The 17,120-nt window shown below is 53.3% G+C and carries 16 protein-coding genes; 6 read left to right on the top strand and 10 right to left on the bottom strand.

Going from position 1 to position 17,120, the window contains the following annotated elements:
- Positions 1-30 precede the first annotated feature (30 nt).
- From lpxC to purC, 3 genes are all read right to left on the bottom strand, one after another.
- Positions 31-906, bottom strand: coding sequence for a UDP-3-O-acyl-N-acetylglucosamine deacetylase (gene lpxC / locus H6F67_RS17885; protein ID WP_190767970.1), 876 nt, complete (start codon positions 904-906; stop codon positions 31-33).
- Complete coding sequence (locus H6F67_RS17880) at positions 906-3,167, bottom strand: BamA/TamA family outer membrane protein (RefSeq protein ID WP_190767969.1); 2,262 nt, start codon at positions 3,165-3,167, stop codon at positions 906-908. The genes lpxC and H6F67_RS17880 overlap by 1 nt, the downstream gene beginning before the upstream one ends.
- A gap of 142 nt (positions 3,168-3,309) precedes the next feature.
- Positions 3,310-4,044: a phosphoribosylaminoimidazolesuccinocarboxamide synthase gene (gene purC, locus H6F67_RS17875; RefSeq protein WP_190768001.1), complete on the bottom strand. Its 735-nt coding sequence runs from the start codon at positions 4,042-4,044 to the stop codon at positions 3,310-3,312.
- Between the two features lie 206 nt (positions 4,045-4,250).
- Between purC and H6F67_RS17870 the strand changes: the two genes are divergently transcribed.
- Complete coding sequence (locus H6F67_RS17870) at positions 4,251-4,475, top strand: hypothetical protein (RefSeq protein WP_190767968.1); 225 nt, start codon at positions 4,251-4,253, stop codon at positions 4,473-4,475.
- Between the two features lie 77 nt (positions 4,476-4,552).
- Here H6F67_RS17870 and H6F67_RS17865 read toward each other — a convergent pair whose 3' ends face one another.
- Entirely contained in the window at positions 4,553-5,476 is a 924-nt protein-coding gene (locus H6F67_RS17865) for a glycosyltransferase (protein ID WP_190767967.1), read from the bottom strand.
- 183 nt (positions 5,477-5,659) lie between these two features.
- Between H6F67_RS17865 and H6F67_RS17860 the strand changes: the two genes are divergently transcribed.
- The gene (locus tag H6F67_RS17860) at positions 5,660-7,375 is read left to right on the top strand and encodes a DUF3352 domain-containing protein (RefSeq protein ID WP_190767966.1); all 1,716 of its coding nucleotides are present in this window, start codon (positions 5,660-5,662) and stop codon (positions 7,373-7,375) included.
- 21 nt (positions 7,376-7,396) lie between these two features.
- Entirely contained in the window at positions 7,397-9,172 is a 1,776-nt protein-coding gene (pabB, locus tag H6F67_RS17855; protein ID WP_242020692.1) for an aminodeoxychorismate synthase component I, read from the top strand.
- A 3-nt stretch (positions 9,173-9,175) separates the two neighbouring features.
- Here pabB and H6F67_RS27380 read toward each other — a convergent pair whose 3' ends face one another.
- From H6F67_RS27380 to H6F67_RS17840, 4 genes are all read right to left on the bottom strand, one after another.
- Complete coding sequence (locus H6F67_RS27380) at positions 9,176-9,421, bottom strand: helix-turn-helix transcriptional regulator (protein ID WP_199304487.1); 246 nt, start codon at positions 9,419-9,421, stop codon at positions 9,176-9,178.
- Between the two features lie 23 nt (positions 9,422-9,444).
- A complete protein-coding gene (locus H6F67_RS17850) occupies positions 9,445-10,017 on the bottom strand; it encodes a hypothetical protein (RefSeq protein ID WP_199304486.1) in 573 nt (190 codons plus the stop codon).
- A 456-nt stretch (positions 10,018-10,473) separates the two neighbouring features.
- On the bottom strand, positions 10,474-11,172 hold the full coding sequence (locus H6F67_RS17845) for a PHP domain-containing protein (protein ID WP_190767965.1): 699 nt from the start codon (positions 11,170-11,172) through the stop codon (positions 10,474-10,476).
- Between the two features lie 246 nt (positions 11,173-11,418).
- Positions 11,419-12,663, bottom strand: a complete 1,245-nt coding sequence (locus H6F67_RS17840) for an aspartate aminotransferase family protein (RefSeq protein WP_396798320.1) — start codon at positions 12,661-12,663, stop codon at positions 11,419-11,421.
- A gap of 334 nt (positions 12,664-12,997) precedes the next feature.
- Between H6F67_RS17840 and ebsA the strand changes: the two genes are divergently transcribed.
- Entirely contained in the window at positions 12,998-13,372 is a 375-nt protein-coding gene (gene ebsA / locus H6F67_RS17835; RefSeq protein WP_190767964.1) for a type IV pilus biogenesis protein EbsA, read from the top strand.
- Here ebsA and H6F67_RS17830 read toward each other — a convergent pair.
- Complete coding sequence (locus H6F67_RS17830) at positions 13,369-13,893, bottom strand: phosphoribosyltransferase (protein WP_190767963.1); 525 nt, start codon at positions 13,891-13,893, stop codon at positions 13,369-13,371. The two genes, ebsA and H6F67_RS17830, sit on opposite strands and share 4 nt — an antisense overlap.
- A 65-nt stretch (positions 13,894-13,958) precedes the next feature.
- Between H6F67_RS17830 and H6F67_RS17825 the strand changes: the two genes are divergently transcribed.
- Together H6F67_RS17825 and psb27 are read left to right on the top strand one after the other, a co-directional pair.
- Positions 13,959-15,368, top strand: a complete 1,410-nt coding sequence (locus H6F67_RS17825) for an MFS transporter (RefSeq protein WP_190767962.1) — start codon at positions 13,959-13,961, stop codon at positions 15,366-15,368.
- Positions 15,369-15,460: 92 nt separating this feature from the next.
- Positions 15,461-15,865, top strand: coding sequence for a photosystem II protein Psb27 (gene psb27 / locus H6F67_RS17820; RefSeq protein WP_190767961.1), 405 nt, complete (start codon positions 15,461-15,463; stop codon positions 15,863-15,865).
- Between the two features lie 225 nt (positions 15,866-16,090).
- Here psb27 and H6F67_RS17815 read toward each other — a convergent pair whose 3' ends face one another.
- Complete coding sequence (locus H6F67_RS17815; RefSeq protein ID WP_190767960.1) at positions 16,091-17,119, bottom strand: adenosine deaminase; 1,029 nt, start codon at positions 17,117-17,119, stop codon at positions 16,091-16,093.
- Position 17,120 lies beyond the last annotated feature (1 nt).

Here is a 17,120-nt window from a genome sequence, read left to right as displayed (position 1 = left end):
GTACAGGTAGGGCTGTTGACAGTGAAGCTTTTAGACAGTATGGGAAAAATCTGCTAGCAAGCGCGTTAGCTGGGTATGAAGCTGATGGCTCGCTTTGTAGGCCAGCACATGAGCAACCGGAAACACGCCGAGCAAACTTAAATCCCCTACTAAGTCTAAAAGTTTATGACGGACTGGCTCATTTGAAAATCTCAACGGCGGATTCAACCATCCTTCCGTTCCGCAAACCAGCGCATTTTCAAGACTTCCGCCCTTAATTAATCCGGCTTGGCGCAACTGTTCAATTTGGTGCGCCAGCCCAAAAGTTCTTGCAGGCGCGATCGCCTCCAAAAACGATTCGCGATTTGGCGACCAGCTAAACCACTGATTGCCGATCGCACTCAACTCAAAATCAATCCCGTAGCTCCAGCGCAGTTCCGGTGCCGGAATCGCCGCCACAAACGCATCGCCATGATGCACCCAGAGCGGTTCTTCTAATCGAAAAATCGAACGGTTAGTGGATTGGGCAGCAATGCCAGCTTGAGCGATCGCTTCGGCCCACTCTCGTGCCGATCCATCAAGCAAAGGAACTTCTGCCCCGTCAATCTCGATGCGGGCGTTGTCAATTCCCAGTGCTGCCAGTGCCGCCAGCAAATGCTCGACCGTGCGGACATGAGCAGAACCGACAGCCAGTTCGGTTGAAAGCGTCGTTTGAGAAACCGAGCCGATCGCAGCGGGGATCACCGGAGCATCCGCTAAATCCACGCGGACGAAATAGCGACCGCTTTCGGGCGGCGCAGGCAGAACGCGCACCGAAGCAGTTTCGCCGGAGTGCAGGCCAACGCCCGATCGCACAAATTCACCTGCGAGGGTTTGCTGTTGCTGTCGATCGAGGGCGCGATCGACAGCAGCGGGTTTGGCTTGCATTAGAAGCGCTCCCCGATGCCGAAGTGAATGCGGTTGTCACCATCGTCATTGACGGCAAAATCAACGCGAATTTGGCCGAGCGGCGAATTCACGCGGATGCCTGCACCCACACCAAAGCCGCTTCCCGGCTTGTCTCGTGCGCCAGCCGGATCGCCCAGAACGGTATCGCCGCTGCCCAAGTCCGTTCCAGCATCGACAAACAGAGCGCCACCGACGATCGCAAAAATCGGAAAGCGATATTCAACCGTGCCCTGAACAAAGCTGCGACCGCTGCCCAAGTCGCCCGAACCATAGCCGCGAATTGAATCGGTTCCACCCAGTGAAAACGCTTCGTATGGAGGCAAATCGCCCAGAACGGTTCCTGCTTGGAGATTGAAGAACAGCGTTTCAGGACCATCGGTGAAGTTGGTGAAATTCACCGGAATATATTGGCTGTAGCTGCCACGCAAGCGGTTGAACAAGATGTTGCCTGACCCGATCGGAATTGACTGCTCGGTGCTGAGGCGAAACAGCGATCCGCTCGTCGCCTGATTGTCCGTGAAGCCGCGCTGATCGCTTACAGCCGAAAGCTGAAGCGTCGTAATGTCATCCACGCCTTCGCCGCTGAAGCTCAAGGGATTGCCTTCTTCGTCTTCAGTGACGCGATCGCCATCGCCATCAGTGATCGTGACGTGCTGATACTGCAAGCCCAGCGAGGCTCGCCAGCCTTCTAAGCCCAACCACTCTTCTAGCGGGCGGCTAAAGCTGATGCCGCCGCCCAATCGGTTGACGCGGGGGCGATCGCCATTTTCCAGCTCCACCTCGTCCGGGCCACCATCAAAAATTAGCGAAATCGACTGACGGCGGAAGGCGTTGATGCTGTAGGACGTGCGATACGGATCGCCTGCAATCCAAGGATCGGTGAAGCCCAAGTTAAACAGCAAATCGCCCTGGGTGCCTGCCTGCACTTCTGCACTGAGGCGCTGGTTGTTGCCCCCCAAGTTTTGCTCGGTGTAGCTCAGCGAACCAAACAGACCGCTGGCCGAACTAAAGCCTGCTGCCGCTGCAATGTTGCCTGTGTTGCGCTCGATTACGTTGACCGTCACATCCACCTGACGCGGATCTTGACCGGGATTGAGCGAGACGCGCACATCGTCAAAGATGCCCAGCCCGAAGACGCGCTGCAAATCGGCCTGGATCTGCTGCTGATTAAACACATCGCCCGACTGCGATTCAAATTCGCGGGTGATGATGAACTCGCGGGTGTTGCCCTCGATCGGATTGCCCTCTTCATCGGTCGCATTGCCCTCATCGTCCAAAAAGCGCACCTGAATATCTTCGATCACGCCTTCCGCCACTTGCAGCGTGACAACGCCTTCGGAAGAAACCTGCGGTGCACCGATCACCTGGGCGAGGACATAGCCATTGCTGCGATACCACTCGTTCAGGTCTTCAATGCCCGCTTGAAAATCGTTCAGGTTGAGAATGCGGCCATACTGCGGCTGAAAAATTTCATCAATCACCGCAGGTGGCAAAACTTGAGTGCCTTGAATTTGCACCTGCTGCAAGACGGGATTCGGCTGCACTTCAAACGTGACGCGCACGCCCAGCGGCGTATCGGTCGGCACGGCGCGGACATTCGAGAAGAACCCTGTTGCAAAAACGGCGTTGATGTCGGCTTGCAGTTGCGATCGCGTCGTCGTCCGTCCCGGTCGCGTTTCGATCACTTGATAAACTTCATCCTCTAGCTCGCCTGTCGCTCCGCTGACGACAACTTCCGCCACCAAAACACGCGGTTCTTGCTCGGCGCTGGGGGTCGGCGTCGGCGTCGGGGTGGGTGCAGGCGTCGGCGTGACGGGAGGAGCCGCTGGAGTCGGTGAAGCGTCGGGCGTCGGCGTAATCTCGATCGTGGGCGGATCGTCTAGCTCAATCTGGATGCGATCGGTATCCGACTGCGATGGCGTTTGCGTTCCCGGTGGCGGATTTCCCGGCAGATTTTCGCCAGAGTCGTCGGCATCTGGCGCGGCTTCTTGCGAGGCAGGAGACGGCGCGGATTCGGTTGGAGCCTGTGCCACTTCGGGAGCAGCGGGTAAAACGGCAGCGGGACGATCGCGTAGCGCAGAGGGAACGGTAGCGGTTGTGCCAGTCGCGATCGTCCCTGTGGCTGCAATCCCAACTTCAGGAGCGGATGCAGAAATCGCTTCAGCCGCACGGGTCGGACTGGACAAGCCAACAGTGGCCGAGGCAGATAGAACTGCCAGAAGAATCGGAGAAAAACGCATAATATTCAACGGTTTTTGCACTTCCACACACCACGACTCACGAAAAGCCAATTAAGTCACAAACAGCCAATCAAACGGCATCACTCAAGCTTGCCAGCCCTGCTTTAACGACAGGTAAACTCAGCAGATTTTACAGCATTGTTCACCTTGGCGCTTGGGTTGGCTGTGCCAGAACGCGATCGAGCACTTGCCGATAGGCATCTTCGACGTTGCCCAAATCGTGTCGAAAGCGGTCTTTGTCCAAAACGCGCCGCTGGGGATCAGATTCAGCCTGATTCCACAGGCGGCAGGTATCCGGGCTAATTTCATCGGCCAGCAGCAGAGTTTGCGATCGATCCAGCCCAAACTCCAACTTGAAATCCACCAGCGTAATGCCGCAGTTTTGAAAAAATTCGATCAGCACCTGATTGATTTGATTTGCCATTGTCTGAAGCTGATCAACTTGCTGGGGGGTCGCCAAGTTCAGCAGATGCAGCCGATCGATCGTGAGCAGCGGATCGCCCAAAGCATCATTCTTGTAATAGAACTCCACCAAGGGCGGATTGAGAATCGTTCCGACTGCCAATCCAGTCTGTTGACACAAACTACCCGCCGCAATGTTCCTGACAACGACTTCCAGGGGAATAATTTGCACGGCGCGGACGCGCATTTCATTGGCGGAGGGGCGATCGATGAAATGCGTCGGAATGCCTTTGGCCTCCAGCAGTGGAAACAAATGGCTGGAGATGGCGCAGTTAATTTCGCCTTTGCCGCGAATGCTGCCGCGCTTTTGAGCGTTAAATGCCGTCGCATCGTCCTTAAAAACCGTCAGCAAAATATCGGGATCGTCAGTAGGATAGAGAATCTTGGCTTTTCCTTCGTACAGCTTCTCAGGCATGGCAGTTGGCAGGGTAAGCGGCTCAATTATTCTACCGAGCAACTGTTCGAGGACGGCGATCGCCACGCGACTGTCAAGCTGAATACATTCCAAAGCGATGCATTAATCTTCCGTAACGTGGATGGGAGTTGAAAGGTGGCTAGGTTAAGATGAGGTTAACTAGCGATTAAGACTAGAGGTTTTTATGTAGGCTGGAGGCCGCAATCATGTCAGACCGCGATCGATTTTTGTTTCCCCAAGTTCGCTATCGGGGCGAAGTGAAGCCCGAAAATTTAGTGTTCGACGCCAACTTGCAGGAATTTTCTCAGCGTGTGAGTTTCATCAGCGGTCTAGAGAGCAACGGCAAACTGTCTCCAGCCGAAGCCTACGAGCAGATCGAATCGCTCTGGCATCAGTTGAAGCGATCGAAAAACCAGTTGAACATTCGCTAAAAGTTCGATCGATTCGCCTCCTGAATTTGAATTTGGGAGGCATCCAATTTTTTGAAGCAGGAGCGATCGACCCTCAGCTAGCTCATCTTGAATTCGCGCTGAGCCGCATACACGCCTTGGACGTTGTACCAGTTGAGGAAAATCCGAGCGATCTCCAGCGCTAGTTGCGGCCTGCCTGACTCGATTAGCCATTGCAGGAAGGGAGCCATTGTGCGCTCGTTCAGCCGTCCGCCCAGCGACAGCAAGCCCCACAACACGCGATGAATCCAGGTCATCTGAATCATCATGCGGACTTGCCACGTGGGATGCTTCTGGTAAAACAACACGCCCATACGTCCACGCTGAATTTCGCGATCGATCATCCGGGGAATCTGTTCCAATGCAAACGGCGGATGCCAGTGATAGCCCACCGCCGCCGGACACTTGATCAGCTTCAAATCAAGCTGCTTCAGCCGAACGCCCAGTTCCAAATCTTCCCAGCCATAAAGCTGAAAGCGCGTGTCAAATCGTCCGGCCTGATCGAGCCATTTGCGAGCGATCGCCACGTTTCCGGTTGCGAAATAGGCGGCGGAAAAATCCGTGATTTTGTAAGGCTCCGCAGTTGGATTGTCAAAATTCGCGGTATTGATCACCCAGCCATAGGTGAACAGGCGATCGCTTCCCAGTTTCCGCTCACCGTCGCGCAATGCCTCAAAGTGAGCTTGCAAAAAGCGATCGGTCACAACCAGATCGCTGTCAATGAAAATAATCGTGTCACCGATCGATCGCTCAATTCCAAGATTGCGAGCCGCCGCTGGCCCCTGATGATCTTGGCAAAACAGGCGCGTATGCGGAAACTCGGCCTGATGCGCTTTGAACCAATCGATCGTGCCGTCAGTGGAACCGTCATCCACCAGAACGACTTCATACGGCAAATCAAACTGCTGATGCTCGATCGCCCGCAGGCACTTTTCCAGAATCGGTTTGCGGTTGTAAGTCGGAATAATGACGCTAAAAAACACAGTTCGTCTTGCCTCACGCCGCTTCTAGCCTATCAAGTCGCGATCGATCGGCGCGATCGACTTGTGACAGCCGCCCCTCATCCCCCAACCCCTTCTCCCTAGGGGAGAAGGGGAACAGCCGGATCGAAGTTCCTCTCCGCCATCTGGCAGAATGTTGGTATTCCAACCGATCGCGCTGTACTTATGGTTTCCACTCCGGCTCCGTTGCGCTCCAACACGCCGCCTCGACTGCGGGCGTTTTTTTATTTGCTAATTGCGATCGTGGCGACGCTGCTGCTGGCGGGACTGGGCGGTTTGGTGTGGCTGGCGTCGGGGAATCCGTTCACCGTGTTGAACAGCGGCGATCGCGCTCCGGCAGCAATTGTGTTTGTGCCCCGTCAGGCTCCGGCGGTTGTGTCGCTTTTGGTAAATCCCGATCGGCTGGAAGCATTTCGGCTGGCTTCCGTGCGTCCGGCTGAGCGGCATCGCGCCCGCCAGCAGTTCGATCGCCTCAAGCAAAATTTGTTGCAGCGCACCGGGCTAAATTACGAGCAAGACATTCGGCCTTGGATTGGCAATGAAGTGACGTTTGCCGTAACTGCGCCGGATTTCGATCGCGACTCCACAAACGGCGCACAAGCCGGATATTTGCTGGCGATCGACAGTCGTGATTCGCGGCAGGCGCGAGAATTTTTGCAGCTATTTTGGCAGAAGCAGGCGATCGCAGGTGCAAACCTGACGTTTGAGCAGTTCGCCGGAGTCAAGATTATTTACAGCGAGGGCAATTCGACTGGAACGCAGCTGCCCGCAATGGCGCTGGTCGGCAGTCGCTTTGTCCTGTTTGCCAATCACCCGAAAGTGCTGCGCGAAGCGATCAACAACGTGCAGGCTCCGGAGTTGGGCTTGAGCAATACGGCGGCTTATCAGCGGGCGATCGAGCAGTTTCCCAAGCGGCAAATGGGCGTCGCTTTCGTGAATTTTGCCGCGCTTTCCGGCCTCTTGGACAAAACGCAGGTCGCAGATTTAAGCCAGCGCTACGAAAGTTTGGCGGCGGCACTGAAGTTCGATCGCCAAGGTCTGCTGGCTGATACGGTTTTGCTGGCGGCATCCGGTCAAACGCTGCCTACTGCCAAACCGCCGATCGATCGATCGGTTGGAGCGCTCAAGTTCATTCCCGCTAAAAGTCCGCTGGCGGCGGGTGGCGAAGATTTGCGGCAGTTCCGAACTGAAATCGCGCAGGGCATTTCTCCGTACAAGCCGCTGGCCGAGTTTGTCGATCGCCTCCAAACCGACCTCGAAGCTCGCTGGAGCTTGCAGCCCGAAGATTTGTTCGACTGGGTGACGGGCGAATTTGCGCTGGGCATGGTCGCACCGATCGAGCGCAAAGCTGCACCCGACTGGATTTTCGTCACCGAGCGCACATCCGAAACCAGCGAGCAGATTGCGCGATTTGACGAAATTGCGGGCGATCGCGGCCTCAGCATCGTTGCCCTGACGCTCGATGATCAGGCTGTGACCACCTGGACAAAACTTTCCACCGAGGCCAACAGCCGCAGCAGCGCAGGCGTTGACCTGAAAGCGGAAGTGCAAGGCGTCCGCGCCAGCGTCGGCAAGTACGAAATTCTCGCCACCTCAGTCGAAGCGATGCGACAAGCGCTGAACGCCCGCAGCGAACCGATTACCGAAAGCGAAAACTTTGAGCAGGCGATCGCTGCCCTCGATCGACCCAATGACGGCTATTTGTATCTCGACTGGCCGACGATCGAGCGCATTTCTGGCGATCGCATTCCACTCGCAAGACTCGCTAGAATTGCCGCCAAACCTGTGTTAGAAAATGTGCGATCGCTCACCGTTACGAGCTACGGCAGCGAGCCAACCTTGCAGCGCGGCGCAGTTTATTTTCGCCTCAAAGATACTTAAATTGCGTGAGGAAAATTGCGATTGTCAGCAGAATTCATTGCGACTTCAATTAATAGCGTCATTTTGCAAGATGCCGATCGAAAGCAGTGGCTTTATTTCCAAAATCCGATCGAGATTCTAACCGCAACTCAAGTTACAGAAGTTGTGCCGATTTTGGAGAAAGTTCAGGAATTTCTCGATCGCGGCTACTACGTCGCTGGATTCTTGAGCTATGAAGCTGCACCCGCATTTGATCATAGTTTCAGGGTGAATGCTTGCGAAGATTTTCCCTTAATCTGGTTTGGAGTCTATGCAGATTACAAAGCAATTTCTCTATCGAACGACAAGCGATCGTTCATTTCACTCAATTGGAAGCGCTCAATTTCTCAGGAAGAATATGGAGAAGCGATCGCCACAATCAAATCCTACATTGCCCAAGGTTTAACCTATCAAGTCAATTTCTCATTTCGCCTGCAAGCTGAATTTTCAGCCGATCCTTGGCACTATTTTCTTCAGCTTATCCAAGCGCAAAATTGTCAATATGGCGCTTTCGTCAACTTAGAAAACTGGGCAATTTGTAGCGCTTCACCAGAACTGTTTTTTCAGCAGACTCAATCGAACTCTCAAACAAAAATCACCTGCCGCCCGATGAAAGGAACGCTGGCGCGGGGCTTGGTGGAGAACGATCGCCATCTCGCCGCCACTTTGCGAAATTCAGAAAAAAATCAAGCTGAAAACTTGATGATTGTCGATATGATTCGCAACGATCTCGGACGAATTGCTGAAATCGGAAGCGTAAAAGTGCCGGAACTGTTCAATGTTGAGCAATATCCGACGCTGTGGCAAATGACTTCTTCTGTGCAGTGTTTGACAGATGCAAATGTTGTTGAAGTGCTGCGATCGCTCTTTCCCTGTGCTTCCATTACAGGCGCACCCAAATCCAGCACCATGCAAATTATCGCTGAATTAGAAGACAGTCCCCGACGAATTTACACAGGTGCGATCGGATATTTTACGCCCGAAAAAACCGCACAGTTTAATGTGGCAATTCGGACTGTGCTGATCGATCGCACTCACCAAACCGCAGAATATGGCGTCGGTGGCGGCATCGTTTGGGACTCGATCGAAGCTGACGAATACGAAGAATGCTGCACGAAAGCAAAAGTTTTGGCTCAGCCACAGTTTGAACTTTTGGAAACGCTGCTGTGGACATCGAGCGAGTATTTTCTGCTTGACTTTCATCTTCAGCGCTTACAAACTTCTGCTAATTATTTTGGGTTTGAAGTGGATGTCGATCGAGTCTGCGATCGTCTCTTGACCGCTGCTCAAACGCTACCACTGCTACCGCATAAAGTTCGACTTTGTGTTTCAAAATGCGGTGAGTTGCGGTTAGAAACAGCAGCAGTAGACGATGAGCGATTGGGGCGATCGCTTCAAGTTACCCTTGCGAAATCGCCTGTCAACTCTGCTGATATATTTCTCTATCACAAAACAACCAATCGCTTAATTTATGAACAGGCGAAACAGCAGTTTCCTGAATTAGATGAAGTGCTGTTGTGGAATGAAAAGGGAGAACTCACTGAGTTTTGCACCGGAAACTTAGTTGTCGAATTGAATAGTAAATGGTACACGCCACCGATCGCTTCTGGACTATTAGCTGGAACTTACCGACGCTATTTGTTGCAGCAGAAAAAAGTTCAAGAACGCATCATCTACCGAGAAGAATTGCAACACTGTTCGCGTATCTTTTTAATCAATTCAGTCCGGCAGATGTGTGAAGCGGTCGTTCAAGAACAGTCGATCGCGAACCATTTCTAATCTTCAAATTCGTTCGCGATATTGTTTCGGCGTTGCCCCCACCAGCTTGCGAAACTGGGCGGTGAAATGGCTTTGATTGGAAAAGCCGACTTGAAAAGTAACTTCTGTGATCGAAAGCTGGGTTGCTGATAGTAAAAGCTTGGCGCGATCGATCCGCTGCTGCGTAATATATTGATGTGGCGGCATTCCGATCGCGCTCTTAAATGCTCGCGCAAAGTGAAACGAACTGATCGGAATTAAAGCAGCCAAATCTGCGATCGCGATCGGTTCTGTTAAATTTTCGTCAATGTAATCTTTGATTTGTTTGAGCTTAAATGTATCGAACGATCGCAATTCGATCGCGGGTGCAGCCGCAACGCTGCTGTAGTTTCGCAACAAATGCACGGCCAGCAGATTTCGCAGCGATTAACGTACAAATCTCCAGCAATGCCGCTCATGACAACTTCAGATCTAAGAAGCTGAGCGACGTGTAAAATCGTGGGATCGGAAAAGATAATGCGATGTTCCAGCGCGATCGGTGCAGGCAAATTGTTTTCTGCCGCAACGCGATCGAGCAACTGCGGCTCCAGCGTCAAATGCACATATTCGCTCAGCTTTTCGCGATGATGCCAAACAAACTGTCGATTGGCATACAAAAATACGCTGCCTGCGGGAAGTGCAGTCGTTTGAACGCGATCGCCATCCACTGACCAACTAACGCGATCGTGCGGCACAAAAGCCACGCTGATTCCCTGTTTGGGCATTGCCAAATCAAACTCACCAACTGCTTCTAGGCGACCATACTCAACCGTAGATTCGTGCCATTCACTTTTCAGCAAAATTGGCGATCGAGAAGACTGCTGCATCGCAAGCTAGATTTGTTTAATACTTGTGATTGTAACGAAGAATTGCGAAATTTTGGCGACTCGATTTTCTAAAATTCTTGATAGCAACAAGGGCGATCGCTGGATTGGTGGCTTAGGGCTTTCAGCGGTTTGACCTGAGCGATCGCTGCTTAGATAATAAAGTAAAGTAAAGTTTCTTATAAAAACTGTTATTTTTGGTTTCGCTCTGCAAAGGGCTGATATTGTCTAAGAACTTCAGATTTTCATTCAGGAAATTATCATGCAAGCTAAAAAGCACCTCGGACAGTCGATTTCGCTCGCCGTTCTGCTAACTGCTGTCAGCGCAGGCGTGATCAGCCTAATCAATGCTTTGCCCTAATCGCCAACTCATTTTCTCAAAAACTTAATAAACCTTGATCAAAAAGCCTCTGCTGAAGTTCAGCAGAGGCTTCATTTTTAGGATCTTGAAGAAGCGATCTAGAGCCGCTGAAGCAGGCTGCGGCCATGCGTGTCAGTTCCACAGGTGTTGAGCAGGTGATAGTTAGCGCTGAGCGATCGCACTTCATGGGTTTGTTGAGGGCTGGGCTTCCAAGGGGTGGGATTGCTGTAGGCATAAAAGGCTTCAACGCCGTCAATGCCTGCTTTTGCAGCGGCAGGAATCAGATCGTGATGCGATTTGCGGTAGCGAGCCGGATGCGCCAAAACCGCCAAGCCGCCCGCCTGATGAATCGCCGCAATGACGCGATCGGCCTGATAGTCGTTGCCGCTCAGGGTGCGTCTGCCCAAATAGCGCTGAATGGCGCCGTGATGCGGGTCAAAGGCATAGGCGAGAATGTGAACTTCCGTATTCAGCAAGCTCGCATTGATTTCGGTTCCCGTCCACAGATGCGGCACAGGCTGACCCGGATGGTTCCACTGCCAATCTTCCAGCCAGCGCTGTGCAGCGCGATAGCCTTCGATCGTGTGGTGATCGGTGATCGCCATGCCTTTCAGCCCGATCGCGATCGCCTGCGTCATCAGTTCGGCAGGCTGAAGTTTGCCGTCTGAGCAGACGGTGTGCATGTGAAAGTTGTAGGTGTGCGGACAGCTTTCCACAGAAAGATTCTCAAAAACCCGTCTCAGCGTGGAAGCGTCCAGCGTTCCTGCTTGAGCAGTTCGCAGACGATCGACGGTCATAGTTGTTGCAAGATCCTAAAGAATTAATTTCATTTTCTAGTCTATCGAAGTCAACCCTAAACTTTCCGTAATCTTAATATCCAAGTCTTGATGCGATCGACTTGCAATTTGGGGGTTGAGACGCGAGATCTCGCGTCTGTACTTGGGGGTTCGAGATCTTGCGTCTGTGCGATCGGGAGAATAAAAAGAGGCTCATCGGGTGGACGAGCCTCGATCGATTCACTTCAACAATCGATCGCCGCGCCGCTACAGTTCAGCCAGGACGCGATCGATCACGGCAAGGGCACGATCGATTTCTGCCTCGGTCACAATCAGCGGCGGCACAAACCGCACCACTTTCAAACCAGCCGGAACGAGAAGTAGACCTTCGGCCATTGCTGCTTTGACGATCGCCGCCGAATTGACTTCATTTTCCGCATTCAAGACCAGACCGTTGATTAAGCCCCAGCCGCGCACCTGACTGATTAGATTCGGGTACTTGGGGGCGATCGCTTCCAGTCCTTGCCGTAGCTGTTCGCCTCTGGCCTGCACATTTTGCAGCAGGCGGTTTTGCTCCAGCGTTTGGCAGACCGCAAGCGCGACGGCACAGGCGAACGGGTTACCGCCGAACGTGCTGGCGTGATCTCCGGGTGCGAAGACATCACAGGAGGATTTGCACAGCATCGCGCCGATCGGAATGCCGCCGCCCAAGCCTTTTGCCGATGTGAAGATGTCCGGCTCGATCCCCAAGGCTTCATAGCCCCACAGGTGGCCTGTCCGACCCATGCCGACCTGCACTTCATCCATGATTAGCAAAATACCTTTGGCGTCGCAAATCTCGCGGATGCGCTGGAAGTAGGCGCGATCGCCCGGAGACACGCCGCCTTCACCCTGCAAGGCTTCCATCATGATCGCCGCGACCTGCGGTTTCTCGTAGTCGAGATAGGAAATTGCCAGTTCGATCGCGGCGATGTCGTTGTAAGGAACGTAGTAGAATCCCGGCATCAGCGGGCTGAAGTTCTTTTGGTACTTCGGCTGTCCGGTTGCGGTAATTGTGGCGAGTGTCCGACCGTGAAAACTGGCTTTGGCCGTGATGACGATCGGATTGTCAATCCCGCGAACCGTGTGCGCGTATTTGCGGGCGAGCTTGATTGCGCCTTCGTTTGCTTCTGCGCCGGAATTGCAGAAGAAAGCGCGATCGCCTGTCGAATGCTGCACGAGCCACTGTGCCAGTTTGCCCTGCGCTTCGTTGTAGTAGAGGTTGGAGATGTGGTGCAGCTTTTGAATTTGTTCGGTGACGGCATCGATCAGCACCGGATGCGCGTGGCCCAATGTGCAGGTGGCAATTCCGGCGACAAAATCGAGATACTCGCGTCCGTCTGTGTCCCAAACGCGGCAGCCTTCACCTCGATCGAGCGTCAGCGGAAAGCGAGCGTATGTGTGCATCACATACTCGTCAAACTCTGCCGGACTGAAGGCAGCAGGCATTTTCAGCAGCGTTTCTGGACTCACGGCGTTTCTAGGTTGGAAAAAAGGACAAGGGAAGCGGTTTGCTTCATAAGTTTCGATCTTAGGTCACAATCTATCAATCCGAAGCCGAGAAACAAGTGAAAATCGCGGCAAACTGGCACATAAATATCATCATCTGCTGACATGAAGTGCTAAGCTCCACAAACCGCAGAAAAAGCTGAATTTTCCTGGAGATTTCGGCTTTGCCTGCAATCAACTCTTGGTAGAGTGGGAACACTCAACTACGGGCGAAATGCTACACCGTATAGCAAGGTCACGGGAAATTCCGCTGGCCTGACATCGCCAAATCCGCGCCATGAAAAGGAAGATTTGAGTTATGTCGATCGAGCAACTTCAGCCTGCCAATCCGCGAGATGTCAACGTTTACACGCCCTACTACAGCGGCAACAAGCGCGGCGCATTGCCCTACGCGATCAGCCTTTATCAGCGCGGCAGCTTAGAAGGCGTCCGCAAAATCGAAGGCGGCGAGGCGATTCCGTTTGTCGCCAGTTGGAATGTTTCGACTCTGCCTGCTGACTTGGTGCGCTGCCGAATGCAGTTCGACGGCAACGCCGAACTCAGCTACGAGTTGACGCTGGCAAACTTTGAGTTTGTTGATTTTCTGATCGAAGTCATCATCAACTTCAAGCGGGCACATCTGGCCGACTTTTCGCAGGCGTTCTATCGAAAGCTGCTGCGGCTGGATGACTAGCTGGCGCTGACTGATTTTGACTGGGCGGCAAGTTCGGCCACGCTCATCTGTTCATAATGCTCAAACGGCTGATGAATCCAGGGATTATCCGTCAGGTAGTCAACGTAGTAGTCCGGGGCGATGATCGATCGCTCCTTGTACCAAATCACCGCCGTCCGCACTTCTTCAATATAGAAACCGTATTTGCGATCGAGCCAGGGCAGCGTCCGCTTCAGCGTCACACCCGAATCGACCAGATCATCGACGAGCAGAATGTGACTGCCTAAATTTGCCGTCGTTTTCGTCAAATCGTGCGAGAAAGTGATCGAGCCGCGCACCTGATTGTTTTTGCCGCCATACGATGACGTAGACAAAATCGCGAGTGGCTGATCGAACAGGCGCGACAGCACATCCCCGACGCGCAAACCGCCTTTAGCAAGACACACGATCTGATTGAAATTCCAGCCGGATTCGTAAACCTGAATTGCCAATTGTTCAATTTTTTGGTGGTAATCAGTCCAAGACACGTATAAATCTGGCATGACGGCGATCGCAAATACTGGAATGATGAGAATCATACAACTGTTAATCGGGTTCGAGCCGCGCCATGACCAATTCATCTGCCGCACCAGAATCAGAAAAACTGAGCCTCAGTACTAAGCTGGCTTATGGTGCAGGCGATGCCGGAGCCGGAATCACCGTCACGATTTTGACCTTTTCACTGATGGTGTTCTTCACCAACGTCGCCGGACTTGATCCCCGCACGGCAGGCAGCATTTTGGCGATCGGCAAAGTGTTTGACGCCATCAACGATCCGATCGTCGGCTTCTTGAGCGATCGCACCAAATCCCGCTGGGGTCGCCGCCACTCCTGGATGATTTTGGGCGCAATTCCCTTCGGCATTTTCTTTTTCTTGCAGTGGATCGTGCCGCGCTTTAGCGACAATCCCGCCACGAATCAAACCGCGCTGTTTTGGTACTACGTCGCCATCTCGATTTTATTTAACACGGCATTTACCGCTGTGAATTTGCCCTACACTGCGCTGACGCCAGAACTGACGCAGGACTATCACGAACGGACGAGCCTGAACAGCTTTCGATTCGCGTTTTCGATCGGCGGCAGCATTCTCGCCTTAATTCTTGGCCTCGTAATTTCCCTCGTCGTCCCCGATTCCGCACAGCAGTATCTCGCGCTAGGAGCAGTTTGCGCGGTCTTGTCGGTCTTTCCGATCTACTGGTGCGTTTTGGGCACAAAAGAACGCTACAGCAGCGATTCCGAAATTAGCATTCCGTTCTTTGAGCAGCTAAAAATCGTCTTCAGCAATCGTCCGTTTCTGTATGTGATTGGCATTTACCTCTGCTCGTGGCTGGCGTTTCAGCTTACCGCAACGGTTTTGCCGTATTTCACGGTCAACTGGATGGGGCTGGAGTCATATTTTGCCGTTGCGCTGATTGTGCAGGCAGTGGCAATCGTCATGCTGTTCGTCTGGAGTGCGGTCAGCAAGCAGCGCGGCAAGCGGGTTGTCTACTTTCTAGGCATGGCCTTGTGGATCATCGCGCAGGCTGGACTGTTCTTGCTGCGACCGGGACAAACGGCACTGCTGTTTCTGCTGGCGGGTTTGGCAGGCGTTGGCGTGGCGACGGCTTACCTTGTGCCTTGGTCGATGCTGCCGGACGTGATCGAACTCGATGAACTGCAAACCGGACAGCGACGCGAAGGGATTTTTTACGCTTTCATGGTGCTGCTGCAAAAAATTGGGCTAGCACTCGCGCTGTTTCTGGTCGGGCAGGCACTCGGCGCTGCCGGATTCATCGAAGCAACACCGGGACAACCGTTACCGACGCAGCCGGATTCTGCGCTGCTGGCAATTCGACTGGTGATCGCACCATTGCCGACACTCACCCTGATTGCTGGACTCGTTCTCGCCTACTTCTACCCAATTACTCGTGAAGTTCACGCCGAAATTTTGCTGAAGCTGCGCGAACGTCGTCAAGCCGATCGAAATTCTATCGATTGAAGGAATCGATCGCCCGTCCGAATCAAGATAAGATGAGCATTAATGCTTGATCCCCGTGTTGACGGCGCATGTTGTTTACCATTCGAGGTTTTATGAAACGATTCTTGTCGCGGTTTGTGGCGCTGGCACTAGCGCTGGTTTTGTCGATCGGCGTGATGGGCTGCTCCAACGCTCCGGCTGGCCTCAGCGGAAACTACAGCCAAGACACGCTCGCCCTGATTACAACACTGCGAGCCGCGATCGATTTGCCCAACGACGCGCCCAACAAAGCCCAAGCCCAAACTGACGCGCGTGAACTGATCAACAATTTTGCCTCTCGCTATCAGCGCGATGCCTCGGTGACAAAGCTGTCTTCGTTCACGACGATGCGAACCGCACTCAATTCGCTGGCCGGACACTATAGCTCCTACCCGAATCGTCCCGTGCCGCAAAAGCTGAAAACTCGTCTGGAGCAAGAATTCAGTCAGGTTGAATCTGCCCTGCGTCGCGGTTCGTAGGCTAAACGAAATTGGTAAAAAAGCGATCGCCCGAAAGAGCGATCGCTTTTTCGTCGGTCATGTTCTGTTCGACTTCGCTATAGTCTTGCCCTCATCCCCTAGCCCCTTCTCCCTTGAGGAGAAGGGGAATCGGAACGATCGGAAGTCCCTGTCCCAGTGGGAGAGAGATTTAGGGCGAGGGCAAAAATCTCAATCACAGTGCACATTAGTGGAATTCGATCGAACTCAGGCAACCGAATTGGTCGATCGCAGCATCGAACTGAGCATCGACTCTGGCCGCTGTTGGTGCTTCCAGGCAAACGCATGGCGGAAGGCGGCATCCTGAGAGGCTTGCAGTTCCTCAAAGCCGATCACGTCATGCGTCAGCAGGCTTTCGTACTCAAACGGCAAGCGGACGTTGTGCAGTCCGGCGTTATCGGTACAGATGGCGATATCCACTCCGGCATCAAAGCAGCGATCGAACACGACTTTAAGCTGCTGAATGCTCTCTAACGTTCCCGTCTTCAGATACGTGGTCGGGCAAACTTCCAGACATTGATTAGCGGCGGCAAGCTGCGGCAGCAGTTCCGGATGAAGCAGCGGAATCTGGATGCCGTGCCCAATTCGCATCAGATAGGGCAGCAGTTCAGGGTAGCAGCCCTCGGTTGTTTCATACAGATGTCCGGTCGTGTTCAGACCCAGCGATCGCGCATAGTCATACAGGCCGATGAATTCGTCGAGTCGATCGGCATAATGAGCATCGCCTCCGGCCAAATCAATTCCGCAAACGTACTGAGGCATCGCAGCCGCGAGATCGACGATCGCTCGATTCACTTCATACGGCAGGCGCGAGTGCATACACAAAATTTGGCTGGTCGTAATCGGATACTCGCTAAGCCGGCTGGCGCGACCGACGATCTCGACAATTTCGGCCATTGCGTCGATGCGATCGGACTGGCCGAGATGTTCAGGCGTCCGCAAAAACGGCGTAAATCGCAATTCCAAATACGCCAAATTCTCAAAAATATATGCGCCGCGCATCAGCCGCGAAACGAAATACGGCAACGCTTCCGCCGTCTGCACCGACTCCACCAGCGTATGCAGTTCCAGATATTCGTCGAGCGTGTTGCGCGGACGAGTGTAAAAGTCTTCAAACGCTTCGTAGTTGGCAAAGCGCGAATTGACTTCGGACTGGGCGCGATCGAAATAGCGCCACAAAATTCGGGGAACAACGGAACCGCCCAAATGACGGTGTAGCTCTGCATATAACGTCACA

The sequence above is a fragment of the Microcoleus sp. FACHB-1515 genome (genome assembly GCF_014696105.1).
Lineage (GTDB): Bacteria > Cyanobacteriota > Cyanobacteriia > Elainellales > Elainellaceae > JAAUTJ01.
The sequence above is the reverse complement of the archived record's forward strand: the minus strand, read 5'-3'. Positions and strand labels throughout refer to the sequence as shown.

Coding starts and splice junctions, on each gene's coding strand:
- H6F67_RS17870 (WP_190767968.1), top strand. CDS start 4,251: ATGTCAGACCGCGATCGATTTTTGTTTCCCCAAGTTCGCTATCGGGGC.
- H6F67_RS17860 (WP_190767966.1), top strand. CDS start 5,660: ATGGTTTCCACTCCGGCTCCGTTGCGCTCCAACACGCCGCCTCGACTG.
- psb27 (WP_190767961.1), top strand. CDS start 15,461: ATGAAACGATTCTTGTCGCGGTTTGTGGCGCTGGCACTAGCGCTGGTT.
- H6F67_RS17850 (WP_199304486.1), bottom strand. CDS start 10,017: ATGCAGCAGTCTTCTCGATCGCCAATTTTGCTGAAAAGTGAATGGCAC.
- purC (WP_190768001.1), bottom strand. CDS start 4,044: ATGCCTGAGAAGCTGTACGAAGGAAAAGCCAAGATTCTCTATCCTACT.
- H6F67_RS17845 (WP_190767965.1), bottom strand. CDS start 11,172: ATGACCGTCGATCGTCTGCGAACTGCTCAAGCAGGAACGCTGGACGCT.
- ebsA (WP_190767964.1), top strand. CDS start 12,998: ATGTCGATCGAGCAACTTCAGCCTGCCAATCCGCGAGATGTCAACGTT.
- H6F67_RS17830 (WP_190767963.1), bottom strand. CDS start 13,893: ATGCCAGATTTATACGTGTCTTGGACTGATTACCACCAAAAAATTGAA.
- H6F67_RS17825 (WP_190767962.1), top strand. CDS start 13,959: ATGACCAATTCATCTGCCGCACCAGAATCAGAAAAACTGAGCCTCAGT.
- lpxC (WP_190767970.1), bottom strand. CDS start 906: ATGCAAGCCAAACCCGCTGCTGTCGATCGCGCCCTCGATCGACAGCAA.
- H6F67_RS17880 (WP_190767969.1), bottom strand. CDS start 3,167: ATGCGTTTTTCTCCGATTCTTCTGGCAGTTCTATCTGCCTCGGCCACT.